The 15,036-nt window shown below is 62.3% G+C and carries 13 protein-coding genes; 9 read left to right on the top strand and 4 right to left on the bottom strand.

The genetic code is table 11. The features are described 5' to 3' along the window. The first annotated feature begins 9 nt into the window (after positions 1-9). Complete coding sequence (gene ctlX / locus LU684_RS00690) at positions 10-963, top strand: citrulline utilization hydrolase CtlX (protein ID WP_060518226.1); 954 nt, start codon at positions 10-12, stop codon at positions 961-963. An 87-nt stretch (positions 964-1,050) separates the two neighbouring features. On the opposite strand, the gene LU684_RS00685 is transcribed toward ctlX, so the two are convergent. Continuing rightward, positions 1,051-1,932 carry a LysR substrate-binding domain-containing protein gene (locus tag LU684_RS00685; protein WP_016487399.1) on the bottom strand — a complete coding sequence of 294 codons (882 nt, stop codon included), beginning with the start codon at positions 1,930-1,932 and terminating at the stop codon, positions 1,051-1,053. Positions 1,933-1,976: 44 nt separating this feature from the next. Further along, on the bottom strand, positions 1,977-3,767 hold the full coding sequence (ggt, locus tag LU684_RS00680; RefSeq protein ID WP_232894011.1) for a gamma-glutamyltransferase: 1,791 nt from the start codon (positions 3,765-3,767) through the stop codon (positions 1,977-1,979). 116 nt (positions 3,768-3,883) lie between these two features. Between ggt and LU684_RS00675 the strand changes: the two genes are divergently transcribed. Next, positions 3,884-4,534: an ankyrin repeat domain-containing protein gene (locus LU684_RS00675; protein ID WP_024717558.1), complete on the top strand. Its 651-nt coding sequence runs from the start codon at positions 3,884-3,886 to the stop codon at positions 4,532-4,534. 140 nt (positions 4,535-4,674) lie between these two features. Here LU684_RS00675 and pobA read toward each other — a convergent pair whose 3' ends face one another. Beyond that, positions 4,675-5,862, bottom strand: coding sequence for a 4-hydroxybenzoate 3-monooxygenase (gene pobA / locus LU684_RS00670; protein WP_096426156.1), 1,188 nt, complete (start codon positions 5,860-5,862; stop codon positions 4,675-4,677). Between the two features lie 172 nt (positions 5,863-6,034). Between pobA and LU684_RS00665 the strand changes: the two genes are divergently transcribed. From LU684_RS00665 to LU684_RS00655, 3 genes are all read left to right on the top strand, one after another. Further along, complete coding sequence (locus LU684_RS00665; RefSeq protein WP_145914095.1) at positions 6,035-6,913, top strand: helix-turn-helix domain-containing protein; 879 nt, start codon at positions 6,035-6,037, stop codon at positions 6,911-6,913. A 200-nt stretch (positions 6,914-7,113) separates the two neighbouring features. Further along, complete coding sequence (locus LU684_RS00660) at positions 7,114-7,512, top strand: MerR family transcriptional regulator (RefSeq protein ID WP_016487404.1); 399 nt, start codon at positions 7,114-7,116, stop codon at positions 7,510-7,512. Between the two features lie 19 nt (positions 7,513-7,531). Next, a complete protein-coding gene (locus LU684_RS00655) occupies positions 7,532-8,431 on the top strand; it encodes a hydroxymethylglutaryl-CoA lyase (RefSeq protein WP_232894010.1) in 900 nt (299 codons plus the stop codon). 545 nt (positions 8,432-8,976) lie between these two features. Here LU684_RS00655 and LU684_RS00650 read toward each other — a convergent pair. After that, complete coding sequence (locus tag LU684_RS00650; RefSeq protein ID WP_016487406.1) at positions 8,977-9,483, bottom strand: MgtC/SapB family protein; 507 nt, start codon at positions 9,481-9,483, stop codon at positions 8,977-8,979. A gap of 189 nt (positions 9,484-9,672) precedes the next feature. Between LU684_RS00650 and LU684_RS00645 the strand changes: the two genes are divergently transcribed. The 4 genes from LU684_RS00645 (at position 9,673) to LU684_RS00630 (ending at position 15,005) form a co-directional block, all read left to right on the top strand. Then, on the top strand, positions 9,673-9,912 hold the full coding sequence (locus tag LU684_RS00645) for a DUF3203 family protein (protein WP_023046994.1): 240 nt from the start codon (positions 9,673-9,675) through the stop codon (positions 9,910-9,912). Positions 9,913-10,033: 121 nt separating this feature from the next. Beyond that, on the top strand, positions 10,034-11,437 hold the full coding sequence (ccoG, locus tag LU684_RS00640; RefSeq protein ID WP_232894009.1) for a cytochrome c oxidase accessory protein CcoG: 1,404 nt from the start codon (positions 10,034-10,036) through the stop codon (positions 11,435-11,437). 50 nt (positions 11,438-11,487) lie between these two features. Continuing rightward, on the top strand, positions 11,488-12,897 hold the full coding sequence (mapR, locus tag LU684_RS00635; RefSeq protein WP_016487409.1) for a GntR family transcriptional regulator MpaR: 1,410 nt from the start codon (positions 11,488-11,490) through the stop codon (positions 12,895-12,897). Between the two features lie 56 nt (positions 12,898-12,953). Further along, positions 12,954-15,005, top strand: a complete 2,052-nt coding sequence (locus LU684_RS00630) for a PAS domain-containing protein (RefSeq protein ID WP_332880183.1) — start codon at positions 12,954-12,956, stop codon at positions 15,003-15,005. Positions 15,006-15,036 lie beyond the last annotated feature (31 nt).

Here is a 15,036-nt window from a genome sequence, read left to right as displayed (position 1 = left end):
GTATTTCTCATGGCATTTCCAACGCGTTCGATTCAAGCACCTGCAGCAGTGGTCATGGTCAGGCCACATGCGTTCACCCCCAACCCGGAAACCGCAGCCGACAACTCGTTCCAGCGCAGCAGCCCCGGCCTCGCCGCACAGGCGCTCGCCGAGGTTGCCCGCGAAGAAGTCACGCAGGCCGCCGGTCGCCTTGAGGCCGAAGGCGTGCGGGTACACCTGTTCGATGATTTCGGCGAACACAACACCCCGGACTCGGTGTTCCCCAATAACTGGTTCTCTACCCACCCCGGTGGACACATCGCAATCTACTCGATGTATTCGCGCAACCGCCGCCGCGAGCGGCGCGCGGATGTGATCGAGATGCTCAAACATGAGTACCGCGTGCAAGATGTCATCGATTATTCAGGGCTGGAGCAAGACGAACTGTTTCTTGAAGGGACCGGCGCCATGGTCTTCGACCACCTGTCGCGGGTGGCTTACACCGCACGTTCCAACCGCGCCGACCCGATCGCCCTCGAGCGCTTCAGCACGCACTTCAACTTCGAGCCGATGGTGTTCGACACGGCCGACGAGCAAGGCACGCCGATCTACCACACCAACGTACTGATGTGCGTGGCGACCGAATTTGCACTGGTGGGTTTTGGCACGTTCACCAACAAGGCGCGGGCCGAGGAAGTGCGCATGCGGCTGATCGAATCGGGCCGCGACGTGATTGACCTGAGTAACCAGCAGATCAGCCAGTTTGCCGGCAATGCCATCGAGCTGTCCGGGCGTGACGGGCGAATCCTGGCACTGTCACGCAAGGCCTTCGACAGCCTGACCGGTGAGCAACGCCAGCGCATCGAGCGCTCGGCGCGGCTGGTGCCGCTGGACGTGCCGACCATTGAGATGGCCGGCGGCTCAGTGCGCTGCATGATCGCCGGCATTCATCTGTCGCCACGCCTCGCTGCGGCCTGCGCCTGACCCATCAACCGTCGGCCGACTCGATCTTCTGTGGGAGCGGCCCTGCCGGGGCGCCCCACAAAGACCGCGTCAGTTCGTCAGGCCGGCTCAGATCCCACCGCCCGCCAGCAGTTGTGTCATGACCTCGGCCAACGCCTTGACCATCACATCCGCCGTCGGCCGGTGGACGATGACGATTTCATAGCTGTCGACCTCCGGTAGCCCCTGCCCTGCCCCCAGCACACGGTGCTCGCCCGTAGCCGCCCTTGGTGGCAGCAGGCTGATGCCCATGCCATCGGCAACTGCCGCCTGGATACCGCTGAGGCTGGAACTGGTGAAACTGATGCGCCAGCGCCGGCCCATGCTTTCGATCGCGTTGATCATGTCTTCGCGGTACAGGCCGCGCGGCGGGAAGGTCACCAGCGGGATCGGGTCCAGCTCAAAGGCGGGGGTGCGCGCACTGTCGATCCATTGCAGGCGCTCGGGCCAGCAAGCCACGCCCTCCCGGGTGTTGCGCCGCTGCTTGAGCAGCACCAGGTCCAGTTCACCGTTGTCGTAGGCCTGGCTGAGGTCGCGGCACAGGCCGCTGGTCACTTCCAGTTTCACTTGCGGGTGCAGCCGGCTGAACGCCGACAGCGCATTGGTGGTGCGCCCGCCAACGAAGTCCTCGGGCACGCCCAGGCGTACGGTGGTGCCCACCATCGCCCCGGCCAGGGCTTCGAGCATCTGGTCATTCAGCGCCAGCATGTGCCGGGCGTAGCCGAGCAAGGTCTGCCCGGCGTCGGTCGGTAGCACATCGCGGTTACCCCGCACCAACAGGCGATGGCCGACCATGTCCTCCAGGCGGCGCACCTTTTGGCTGATGGTCGACTGGGTCGAGTGCAGGCGCGCCGCCGCCGTGGTGAAGCTGCCGCAATCGGCCACCACCACGATGGCGCGTAGCAGGTCGAGGTCGAACAGGGCTCTATTCGATTTCACGCTGATAGACATGTTGGTATTCAACTGCTGAATGGCAAGACTGCGTTCTATCACGGCTAGTCGCCAAGGGCCACACCTTCACGCCGAGGGTCGGCGCCACCGGACCAGCCATCGCCGCTGCGCTGGATGATCTGCATGCCACTGGTCATGGTCATCGGCGTGACCTCATGGCCCCAGGCTGCCAATTGGCGGATCAGCGATGGGCTGGCGAGCCCCGCTTCCACTTCGGTGCCGGCATTGCGGCTGCCGAAGTTGGGCAAGCCGGCCGCCTGCTGCGGGTCGAGCTGCCAATCCAGCAAGCCGATCAGCGCCTTGTTCACGTAGCCAATGATCTGCGAGCCCCCTGGCGAACCAAGGCTGGCCACAAGCTCGCCAGAGGCCCGCGAAAACACCAGCGTGGGCGCCATCGCCGACAGCGGCCGCTTGCCCGGCTGCACCCGGTTGGCCACAGGCTTGCCGTGCTCCTGAGGGATGAACGAGAAGTCCGTCAGGTGGTTGTTGAGCAGGAAGCCCTTGACCATCAGGTGCGAACCGAACGCGGCCTCCACCGAGGTGGTCATGGCCAGTGCCTGGCCGCTGTCATCCACTGCGCTGAGGTGCGAGGTGGAAATGCGCAAAGGCGAGCGATCAGGCGCCAGGGCCAGGTCGGCGCCTGGCGGTTGGCCCGGGCGAGCGCGCTTCATGCTGTATGCCCCAATCTGTGATGCCCGGCGGGCCAGGTAGGTGGCGTCGGTCAGGGCCTTGACCGGGACCGGCACATAATCGCTGTCGGCCAGGTACTGAGCGCGGTCGGCATAGGCCAGGCGCTCGGCTTCGGCGATCAGGTGCACGGCCAGCGGCGATGCCTCCAGGCCTGCCGGGGACGCGTTCGCCAGCGGCCGCAACGCCGCCAGATCGCGTTGTGGCGTGGTGCGCTGCACGGCTTCAAGCATGCCCAGCGTCTGCAACACCGTCACCCCGCCCGACGACGGCGGCGGCATGCCGCAGATGCGCCAGGCCTTGTAAGGGCCACACACCGGCTCGCGCTCCTTGGCACCGTACCGCTCGAGGTCTTGCAACGACAAATAACCGGCATTGGCATGGCTGCGCACCTTGGCCACGATGGCCGCGGCGATTTCACCGGTGTAGAACGCCTGGGGACCGTGCGCGGCAATTTGCTCGAGCGTTTGCGCAAGTTCGGGGTTGCGCAACGTTGTACCCACTGGCAGCGGCTTGCCTTTTTTATCCAGGAAGTAGCGAGCCATGGTCGGTGAACGGGCAATATACGGGTCACCGGCCACCAGGGTGTGAAGGCGCTCGGATACCGGGAAACCGCTACGTGCCAACGCAATGGCCGGGGCAAAGAGTTGCTGCCAAGGCAGCTTGCCGTGCTGCTCGTGAGCCAGCTTCAGCGCGCGCAAAACCCCGGGCACCCCCACTGAACGCCCGCCGATCTGTGCCGACCTGAAGGGCATCGGTGAACCATCGGCTTGCAAGAACAGCTTTTCCGTTACCTGCGACGGGGCTGCCTCGCGGCCGTCGAAAGCCTGCACGCGCTTCCCGTCCCAGTAGAGGATAAAGGCCCCACCCCCAATGCCACTGGATTGCGGCTCGACCAAGGTCAGCACCATCTGCATGGCGATGGCGGCGTCAATGGCACTGCCACCGGCACGCAACATCGCCCGCCCCGCTTCACTGGCCAGCGGGTTGGCGGCGGCGGCCATATGCCGGTTGGCGTGCACCGGCTGCAGGCCAGTGCGGTAGCCGGAGGCCCGTTCGGGTGGCGCGGGCAACACGTGATCGGCACTGGCCCACCCACTGGCGACCGCCAGGCACAGCGCGCTCATCACCGGTGCGAAGAACTTCATCGTTTTGCTTCCTGCCTTGTCTATTCAGCAGACCACTGTCGGTCATGCGCAAACTTAACTTCAAGACTTGGTGCGATTTTTCTAGGATGCAGGCAGGCCAATCCGGAGCACACCCCATGCGTAGACCCGTCGCAGCCATGCTGTTTGCCCTGTTCACCAGCCTTGCCGCCCACGCCGAGAACACCACCATGGACTACCGCCTGCACACCGCCGCCCGCCACAACGACGTGCACACCCTGCAACAGTTGCTGGCGCAAGGTGCCCAACTGGAAAGCCGTGATGAGCAAGGGCGCACTGCCCTGCTGGTGGCCACCCACGCCAACCAGGTGGCGGCGGCGCAAGCGCTGATCCAGGCCGGTGCCGATGTGAACGCCGAGGACAATATTGCTGACAGCCCTTATCTGTATGCTGGCGCCCGGGGCCTGAACGATATACTGCGGCTGACCCTGAGCCACGGTGCCGACCTCAAGAGCACCAACCGATACGGGGGAACTGCGTTGATACCGGCGGCCGAGCGTGGGCATGTAGAAACAGTGCAGATGCTGATCGATGCCGGGGTGGACGTGAACCACTTGAACCGGCTGCACTGGACCGCGCTCATGGAGGCAGTGATTCTGGGGGATGGCGGACCGCGGCATGTGGAGATTGTGCGCCGGCTGCTGGCGGCAGGTGCGGACCGGCAGATTGCCGACCAGGAGGGGGTCACCGCGCTGGAGCATGCGCGCCAGCGAGGGTATCGGGAGATGGAGGCGCTGCTGGCCCAGTAGGCAAGGTTTGCATGGCACGGGCGTCGCCCGTGATCGCCGGCAAGCCAGCTCCCACATTGGCCGCATCGTATTCAAGTCATGTGCAGTACCTGTGGGAGCTGGCTTGCCGGCGATGGGGCCAGGACAGGCAGCACAGAAACTCAGACGACTTCTTCGTACGGCAGCCCCACATAGTTCTCGGCAATGTTCAGCAAGCCCGCCGCGGAGTTCAGGAAGTACTCGCGGTCAGCCTCCTGCATCTTTTGGTCCCAGGCATCCTTTTGGTTGCCGAAGTCATGCAGCAGCTGGGTCATGAACCAGCTGAAACGCTCGCCCTTCCACACCCGGCGCAAGGCCAGCGGCGAATACTGTTGAAGCAGGTCGATACGCCCTTCGCGGTACACCTTGACCAGAATGCGGTAGAGGTAGTTGACGTCCGAAGCTGCCAGGTTCAGGCCTTTGGCACCGGTGGGTGGGACGATGTGCGCAGCGTCTCCCACCAGGAACAGGTGGCCGTACTGCATGGGTTCGACCACCAGGCTGCGCAGCGGCGCAATACTTTTTTCCAGGGCTGGGCCGGTCACCAGATCCGCCGCTACGTCAGCGGGCAGGCGGGCTTTCAGTTCGTCCCAGAAACGCTCGTCAGACCACGCCTCGACACGGTCCTGCAAAGGTACCTGCAGGTAGTAGCGGCTGCGTGTTTGCGAGCGTTGGCTGCACAACGCGAAGCCACGCGCATGGTGGGCATAGATCAACTCGTGATTGACCGGCGGTGTGTCCGACAGCAGGCCCAGCCAGCCAAATGGGTAAACGCGTTCGTATTGCTTCAGCACGCCCTCGGGGATGCTTTGCCGGGAGACACCATGGAAGCCGTCACAGCCGGCGATATAGTCGCAGTCCACCCGGTGCACGCGGCCATCTTTTTCGTAGGTCAGATACGGCTTCTCGCCCTTCAACTCATGCGGCTGGACATTGCTGGCAGCATAGATGATCGGCGCGCCGCTGGCTTCGCGGGCCTGCATCAGGTCACGGGTGACTTCGGTCTGGCCATACACCATCACCGTCTTGCCACCGGTCAAGGCCTTGAGGTCCAGGCGTTGACGGCGCCCGCCAACCAATAGCTCGACCCCTTCGTGCACCAGGCCTTCACGGTCCATGCGTTCGGCCACACCGGCTTCGCGCAGCAGGTCGACAGTGCCTTGCTCCAGCACACCGGCGCGGATGCGGCCAAGGACGTACTCGGGCGTCTGGCGTTCGACGATGACGTTATCGATACCGGCCTTGTGCAGCAGTTGGCCCAGCAGCAGGCCAGACGGACCTGCACCAATAATTGCAACCTGAGTTTTCATTGTTGTTGTCTCTTTTCGGACGATGCCGGCCCTGGACTGGCAGTGGGGCGGCATCTGCTGTTAGGGTTTGCCTTTGCATTTTTACTGGCAAAAACTGCCAACTAACTGTGCTATTCCATGAATAACCTGCACTTTTACAAAAATCGTTCGATTAACGGACAGGCCAGCCTGCATGAAATCCATCCTCCCCGGCGTCCCCTTGTTCAAGCTCTATGGCGAAAACCAGGCCTGGCCCGGCACCGACTTGCTGCACTGCGAGTCGATCCCGGCGCGTAGCCGCCTGCACCACTGGGAGATCAAGCCGCACCAGCATGCCGAGCTGTTCCAGCTGCTGTACGTACAGCGCGGTCAGGCCCTGGTGGAGATCGAAGGCGTGCGCAGCGCCATCGGTGAGCCAGCGATCCAGGTGGTGCCGCCAATGACCGTGCATGGCTTTCGCTTCAGTGCCGATATCCAGGGGTATGTGCTGACCTTTGGCACCGCACTGGTGGCAAACCTGGAACAACGCCTGGGCATGCCGCTGACGGTGCTGGCAAAACCTGGGTGTTACCCGCTCGGCCAGGACCGCGTGCACCTGCGCAGCCTGATCGGCACCTTGCAGCAGGAGTACCAGGGCAATGCCCCGGCACGGGCAGCCTTGCTGGAGGCGCTGGTAACCACGTTGATGGTGTGGATCAGCCGCCGCCCGCAACCTGGGCAGGCGCCCCGCAATCGGGATGAGCGTGACCGCCAGTTGCTGGGGCAGTACTTGCGACTGGTGGAGGCGCATTACCGCGAGCACCTGTCGATGGAGGACTTCGCCGCGCGACTGAATATTCCGAGCCTGCAACTGAACCAGTTGTGCCGGGCGCTGAGTGGGCAGACTGCGCTGCAGGTGCTGCACCAGCGTTTGTTGCTGGAGGCGCGTCGCAACCTGATTTACACGCGGATGAGTATCGGGCAGCTGTCGGACAGCCTGGGGTTCACCGACCCGACATACTTTGCCCGCTGGTTCAAGCGCTTGAGTGGGCAGACGCCCAATGGATATCGTCGGTCGGTGCAGCCGGAATGAAATGGGGTTACCTGCAGCGGCCTCTTCGCGGGCTTGCCCGCTCCCACAGAAGTGCGCCGCTTGCGAGCCTGACGCAATCCCTGTGGGAGCGGGCAAGCCCGCGAAGCGGCCGGTGCAGGCCACACACATTTTCAGCCCTTGCTTGACGTATACGTAAACCTGCAGTCAGGATAAACGCATACCCCACGCCGAGCCCCAGCATGAGCACCCAGACCTACAGCATCTCCGACCTGTCCCGCGAGCTGGACATCACCACCCGCGCCATCCGCTTCTACGAGGAGCAGGGCCTGCTGAGCCCCGAGCGCCGAGGCCTGGAACGTATCTACACGGCCCGCGACAAGGTCAGCCTGAAGCTCATCCTGCGCGGCAAGCGCATCGGCTTTTCGCTGGCCGAGTGCCGCGAGCTGATCGAACTGTACGACCCCACCAGCGGCAACCTCAAGCAGCTCAACAGCATGCTGGCGAAAATCGCCGAACGGCGCGCACAGCTGGAACAGCAGATGCTCGACATTCACCAGATGCAACTGGAGCTGGACACCGCCCAGGAGCGCTGTGAGCAAGCCCTGGCCGCCACCCTGAACAACAAAGACAACCGCTGAACACCACAGGAAACCCGCCATGCCCTTGCCCAAAGAAGTCCGTCTGGTCGAAGTAGGCCCCCGCGACGGTTTGCAGAACGAAGCCCAGCCCATCAGCGTTGCCGACAAGGTGCGCCTGGTGGACGACCTCACCGAGGCGGGCCTGGCCTATATCGAGGTGGGCAGTTTCGTCTCGCCCAGGTGGGTGCCACAGATGGCCGGCTCTGCCGAGGTGTTCGCCGGTATTGAGCAACGCCCCGGCGTTACCTATGCGGCACTGGCGCCAAACCTGCGCGGCTTCGAGGACGCCCTGGCGGCCGGGGTGAAGGAAGTGGCGGTGTTCGCAGCCGCCTCCGAGGCGTTCTCGCAGCGCAACATCAATTGCTCGATCGGCGACAGCCTCAAGCGCTTCGAACCGATCATGGAGGCCGCGCACAACCACGGTGTGCGCGTGCGCGGCTATGTGTCGTGCGTACTCGGTTGCCCCTATGAGGGCAAGGTCAGCGCCGAACAGGTGGCCCCGGTAGCCCGCGCCCTGCATGACATGGGCTGTTACGAGGTCTCGCTGGGCGACACCATTGGCACCGGTACCGCCGGCGATACCCGCCGCCTGTTCGAGGTGGTATCCGCCCAGGTGCCGCGCGAGCAACTTGCCGGGCACTTTCATGATACCTATGGCCAGGCGTTGGCCAACGTCTATGCCAGCCTGCTCGAAGGTATCAGCGTGTTCGACAGCTCGGTGGCCGGGCTGGGTGGGTGCCCGTACGCCAAAGGCGCTACCGGCAACATCGCCACGGAAGATGTGGTGTACCTGCTCCAGGGGTTGGGCATTGCCACCGGTATCGACCTGGACCGGTTGATCGCCGCCGGTCAGCGCATCAGCAGTGTGCTTGGCCGTGGCAATGGGTCGCGGGTAGCGCGGGCGCGCAGCGCGCATTGAGTCACACGGGTGTCACATACGTGTGGGTGAAGTGTTACCGCCCCCACGTTTCACAGCAAAAAATCGGGTAACAGGGAAACAAATCGACAAAATTTCAGGCAGACTGATTTTGCCAAAAATAGCCAACCGCTTGATTTTAAAGGATTTAAAAAAGTTGGCACGCACCCTGCTATATCTTTCGTACAAGAACAAAAAAAATGTGACACCCAATAAAAACAACAGGTAACGGCTCTGACATAACAAGAACAACACGGCAGAGGCGTAGCAAGCAGATCTTTTTGGAGTCGACACGCTTTTCAGGGGTACGCCCCGCGGTCTGGCACAGAACAATAAAACTACCTCAAGGTAGCTACAGCCAGGTTCGGATCAGCCATGATGAAAGCAGGTCAGCGCTCAAAAAAATACGTTTGCTCTTGACCCCGCATGGGGGTCGCACGCAACACCAAGGCAGGCTTACAAAAACAACAAAAAGCCAGCCTCAATAATAAAAAGAGCAAGCAGCAACGCTTTGGGGGGAGCTTCGGCTCCCCTTAGTGCTTCCCACCCTACTCCTCCTCCTTTTGCTTTTCCTCCCCCTGTCCTTCTACCTTTTCTACCAGCATGGGCATCGTGCCCAATACCAGCAGGGCCAGTACCGTGCTGATCAACGCCGTGGCTTCGCGCCCCATGCCGGCAGCGGTACCAATGGCTGCAGTCATCCATAGCCCTGCGGCAGTAGTCAGGCCTTTCACATGGCTGGTGTCCTGGCCGTTTCCTTTGAGAATGGTACCCGCACCCAGAAAACCGATACCGGCGACGATACCCTGGATCACCCTGCTCAGCGCCTGCTCATCAGCCCCGGCCATACTGGGCGCCAGCACGAACAGGGCCGCACCCAGCGAAACCAGCATGTGGGTGCGCACGCCGGCAGACTTGCCTTTGTGTTCACGTTCAAATCCCAGCACAGCGCCAAGCACTGCCGCCATAAGCAGCCGCACGAGGATTCGCGTCACTTCGCGCTCATCGGTGACATCGGCGAACTCGGCCTGGATTGCTTGCCAGATGACGTCCATCACAGTTGTCCCCATGCTGACCATTGTATGGCCAGGTCCGGCCTTTTCGCGGGCGTGCCCGCGAAAAGGCCGGCCTGCCGTATGCAAGGGTTGACCTCAGCCCACAGGGCAAAGTGCCGCTCAGCCTGTTGATGCAGCAACCAGCACCTCATTGCGGTCCACCCTGTACAACCCGAGGAGGACTGCACCATGCCCGTTGAAATCGATGAAACCAGTCGCCGCTGCACGCTGATCGGCGAAAACGTGCGTATCGAGGGTGATGGCCCTGATGTCGAAATCTTCACCGACGAAAATCTGCGCATGTCAGTGGCCCTGCTCGCAGGCCAACGCGTGCCCATTACCGAATCCGAAGCCGATGCACTGACTGTGGCAGGTGCGGTGGATAGCCGCAGGCATCTGAAGACCAGTGTGCCAGGCTCTGTGATCTAGGGCCTGGCGGGGCCTACCGGATAATCTGATACGGTTTTTATCGCAAAATCTGAGCCTGTGCTGATAACAGCCTCAGGGCCATAGTGTTCATGCCTGATCGAGGCCTGATGAGCACCGAGCCATGAACAATAGAATCCCTTTTGCAGAGATCGCCGACGCCCCAGCCAGCTCACGACAGCGAAGCGCCGACAAGGGTATCCACACCCGCAGCTTCACCGGGCTTTACCGCACCCTGCGCATCGGCTTTGCCGGCGCACTGTTCGTGCTGTTTTTCGGGACGGCCTGGCTGAACTGGAATGGCCGCCAAGCCGTCCTGTGGGATTTGGCCGAGAGCAAATTCCACATTTTTGGCGCCACATTCTGGCCACAGGACTTCATCCTGTTGTCAGCGCTGCTGATTATCTGCGCCTTCGGCCTGTTCGCCATCACGGTGTATGCCGGCCGCGTGTGGTGCGGCTACAGCTGCCCGCAGAGCACCTGGACCTGGCTGTTCATGTGGTGCGAAAAGGTTACTGAGGGCGACCGCAACCAGCGCATAAAGCTTGCCGCCGCGCCCTGGAGCCTGAACAAACTGGCGCGCCGCACGCTGAAGCACAGCCTGTGGCTGGCTATCGGTGTAGCCACCGGGCTGACCTTCGTCGGCTACTTCACGCCAATCCGCCCATTGGCCGCAGAACTGTTCACTTTGCAACTGGGCGGCGTGGCACTGTTCTGGGTGCTGTTCTTTACCGCAGCGACCTACATCAACGCAGGCCTGCTGCGCGAAGCGGTGTGCCTGCACATGTGCCCATATGCGCGCTTCCAGGCCGTGATGTTCGACAAGGACACCCTGGCGGTCGCCTACGACCCGCGCCGTGGTGAAGCCCGTGGGCCGCGCAAGAAAGGCAGTGACGTAGGCGCCCAAGGCCTGGGTGACTGCGTCGACTGCACGCTGTGCGTGCAAGTGTGCCCCACCGGCATCGATATTCGCGATGGCTTGCAAATGGCCTGCATCGGATGCGCAGCGTGCATAGACGCCTGCGACGGTGTGATGGACAAGATGGGTTACGCCCGCGGCTTGATCGGTTACAAGTCCGAACACAGTCTGCAGGGCGGCACCACCCACTGGCTGCGCCCGCGCCTGCTGGGCTACGTCGCAGCGCTCGCGGTGATGATCGCAGCGCTGGTGGTGGCCTTGCAGATGCGCCCGATGGTTTCGCTGGACGTCATCAAGGACCGTGGCCTGTTCCGTGAAAATGCCCAGGGCCAGATCGAGAACATCTACCTGCTCAAGGTCATCAACAAGACCGAGCGCACCCAGCACTATGCGCTGCGCCTGCTGGACGCTGACGGTTTCACCTTGCAGGGCAATACCACATTGGTGATCCCGGCTGGCGAAATGAGCGAGCTGCCGGTATCCGTGGCGATGCTGGCCGAGCGCCCGGCCAGCAGCTCGCAAACATTGAGCTTCGAAATCAGCGAGCGCGACGACCCCGCCATCCGCAGTGTGGCGCAAAGCCGCTTCGTCGCACCGATGAACCGCTGATCCCTTACAATGACGCCACCTTGCCTGCCAGGCTTCGACAGAAGGCCAGAATGAAACGCTACGAACGCTTTGCCGACGACATTGCCGAACTGATCCGCTCCGGGGTACTGGGCCCGGGCCAACGCGTGCCTTCGGTACGCTACGCCAGCCAGACCCACGGGGTCAGCCCGTCCACGGTGTTCCAGGCTTATTACCTGCTGGAGCGGCGCGGGCTGATCCGTGCCCGGCCGCGCTCAGGCTATTTCGTCAACGCCCACGCACCGCGCCAGTTCAGCGAGCCGCAAGCGCTGCAGCCGGTCAGCGAGTCCACTGACGTTGACGTCAGCGCACTGGTGTTCTCGATACTCGACTCGATCAAGGACCCCAACACCATACCGTTCGGCTCAGCCTTCCCCAGCCCCGAACTGTTCCCGCTGCAGCGCCTGTCGCGCTCACTGGCCAGCGCCAGCCGCAGCATGGACCCGCGCATGGTGGTGACCGACCTGTCGCCCGGCAACCCGCAGCTGCGCCGGCAAATTGCCCTGCGCTACATGGTCGGTGGGCTGATGCTGCCAATGGAAGAGCTGCTGATCACCAACGGTGCACTGGAAGCCTTGAACCTGTGCCTGCAGGCCGTTACCCAGCCGGGCGACCTAGTGGCCATCGAGGCCCCCGCCTTCTATGCCTGCCTGCAAGTGCTGGAGCGGCTCAAACTCAAGGCTGTGGAAATCCCCGTGCACCCGCGCGAAGGCATGGACCTGGGGGCACTGGCGCAGACGCTGGAAAAGCACCCGGTAAAAGCCGTCTGGTGCATGACCAACTTCCAGAACCCGGTAGGCGCGAGCATGCCGGAGGCAAAGAAGCAGGCGCTGGTGGAACTGCTGGCGCGGCACCAGGTGCCGTTGATCGAAGACGACGTCTACGCCGAGCTGTACTACTCGCAGCAGGCGCCCAAGCCGGCCAAGGCCTTCGACACCCAGGGCCTGGTGATGCATTGCGGCTCGTTCGCCAAAAGCCTGGCCCCCGGTTACCGCATCGGCTGGGTGGCGGCCGGTCGCTTCGCGCAGAAGATCGAACGGCTGAAACTGATGACCTCGCTGTGCGCCTCGATGCCGGCCCAGGCAGCGATAGCCGACTACCTGCAGCACGGCGGCTACGACCGCCACCTGCGCAAACTGCGCTACGCCCTGGAAGGCCAGCAGGCCAACATGCTGGCGGCCATCTCCCGCCACTTCCCGGCGCAGACGCGGGTCAGCCAGCCCTCAGGAGGCTACTTCCTGTGGCTGGAACTGCCCGAGCAGATGGACGCCCTCAAGCTGTTCCACATGGCCCTGGCACAAGGTATCAGCATCGCCCCGGGGCCGATCTTTTCGCCCACCCGCCGCTTCGGCAACTGCATCCGTCTTAACTATGGCAGCCCCTGGCATGACGGTGCCGAACGGGCCATGGAAACGCTCGGGCGGATCATTCGCTCGTTCTGAAGGAAAGCTGTCGAAGGCCAGCTATAGTTGTCGGACTCGCAGGCAGGATAGCCAGCATGCCCCAAGACAACACCCCAGCTTGCATAGAGCAACTACAACAAAAACTACTCGAACTGGAGACGCAGAATGCCGAGCTGCGCCTCAAGGCGGCCTGTTATGAGGTCATGACTGGCCACATGCATCAAGGTTTCTGCGTGCTCGAAATGCTCGAGAACAGTGACGGAGAGCTGTACGACTACCGTTACATCCTTGCCAACGACGCCTCTATGCAGCACACCGCCCACCCCAAGCAGTTGGGCCAGACGGCACGTGAAACGATCCCGGACGAAATTGGAACCTGGCTTCCGCGGTTTGCCGAAGTGGCGCGCTCAGGGCAGCCCCTGCAGTTCGAAGCGCGGCTGGCGGTGACCGACCGCTGGCTAAAGCTGTCGGTGTATCCCCTGGAGCCCGCCAGCCAGAAACGAGTAGCGGTAGTCTTTACCGGGGTGCCGGCCGAACAGGTAACCCTCGATAACCTGCAAGCACTTAACCAGGAACTGTCGAACAGGGTCGACAAGGAGCAAGCCAACAGCAAGCTGCTTGGCGAGCTGGTCGACCACAGCCTGGCCAATGTGTTTGCTGCGGACCGCAGCTTCAGGCTGCTGGCGATCAACCGCACCGCACAGGAAACGTTCAAGCGCCTGCGCGGTTTCGTACCCAAGGTCGGCGACTACATTCCGCAATTCCTGTCAGGCCAGCAGGACATCAAGCGTCAGCTTGACCCCTTATGGCCACGCGTACTGGCGGGCGAGGCATTCGTCCAGACAATCGCCCTTGGGAACTCACAAGCATTGCGCCACTACGAAATCCGCTACAACCCCTTGCGTGATGCTCAGCAGCAAATCCAGGGGGGTTACCTGTTTGCATACGACATCACAGAACGCGTCGCAGAGCACGAGCGGCTGCGAGAGATCGAAAACGCTTTGCGCCAATCCCAGAAGATGGAAGCCATCGGCCAGCTGACCGGGGGGATAGCGCATGATTTCAACAATCTGCTGGGTAGCATCCTCGCCGCCCTGGAAGTGGCCACCGAACGCCAGGCACAACAGCGCTACCCGGAAGCTACACGGCTACTTGCCATCGCCCGACAGGACTCCAAGCGTGCTGCCTCTATGGTTCAACGCCTGCTGGCATTCGCACGCCAGCAAATCCTGATTCCGCAAACTACAGATGTGCATCAACTGGTGGCCGGTATGCACGATCTGATCAAGCGCTCGCTGCATGAAGACATCCACTTCGTTGACCAGACACTGGCCAACCAATGGCTGATAGCGATCGACCCGCCGCAACTGGAAAGTGCTTTGCTCAACCTGTGCATCAACGCCCGCGATGCCATGCCGCTGGGTGGCGAATTAGCTATCTGTTGCGCGAACACCCCATTGAATCAGGCACAGGCCCGGGTACTGGACCTCCCTGCGGGTGACTACTTGCAGATTCGTATCAGCGATAATGGCATTGGCATGACCGCCGACACGGCTCAACGCGCGCTGGAGCCATTCTTCACTACCAAACCATTGGGTCAGGGCTCAGGCCTTGGGTTGTCGATCGTCTACGGCTTCATCCGCCAGTCCGGCGGGCAGTTGCAGATCAATAGTGCGCCTGGGCATGGCACGCGTATTGACCTTTATCTCCCCAGGAAAAGCGCGGTAATAGTAACTCCGCCTGAGCGCCATCAACCCACGCCTGCCAAAACGGAATGCACACCTCGCCTGATCATGCTCATGGAGGACCAGGTAAACCTGCGCCTGGTGATCGAAGAAGTGCTGCAAGAACTCGGGCACGATGTGCGCACGTTCGTCGATGGACGCAGCGCACTGGCTGCCTGCCAAGAGGGCTTGCGGCCTGACCTGCTGGTGACCGATATCGAGCTGCCAGGCGACATCGACGGCCGGCAATTGGCCGCAGCGCTTCCCGAGGAGGTGCCAGTGCTCTACATCACCGGCTACAGCGAAGACCAGGCAGATGTCAAACCATCAAAGCACTCTAGCGTGCTGTGCAAGCCATTCAGCCTGGCGCTGCTCAGCGAGCAAATCGAAAACCTGCTGGCAAACCTGCATCCGCCGCGATGAACAGCTGTACGTTCAAGGGCCAGCCACAGTA

Source organism: Pseudomonas sp. NMI542_15 (assembly GCF_021283425.1).
In the GTDB taxonomy this organism is placed as follows: domain Bacteria; phylum Pseudomonadota; class Gammaproteobacteria; order Pseudomonadales; family Pseudomonadaceae; genus Aquipseudomonas; species Aquipseudomonas fortuita.
This window is presented reverse-complemented; position numbering and strand designations above follow the sequence as displayed.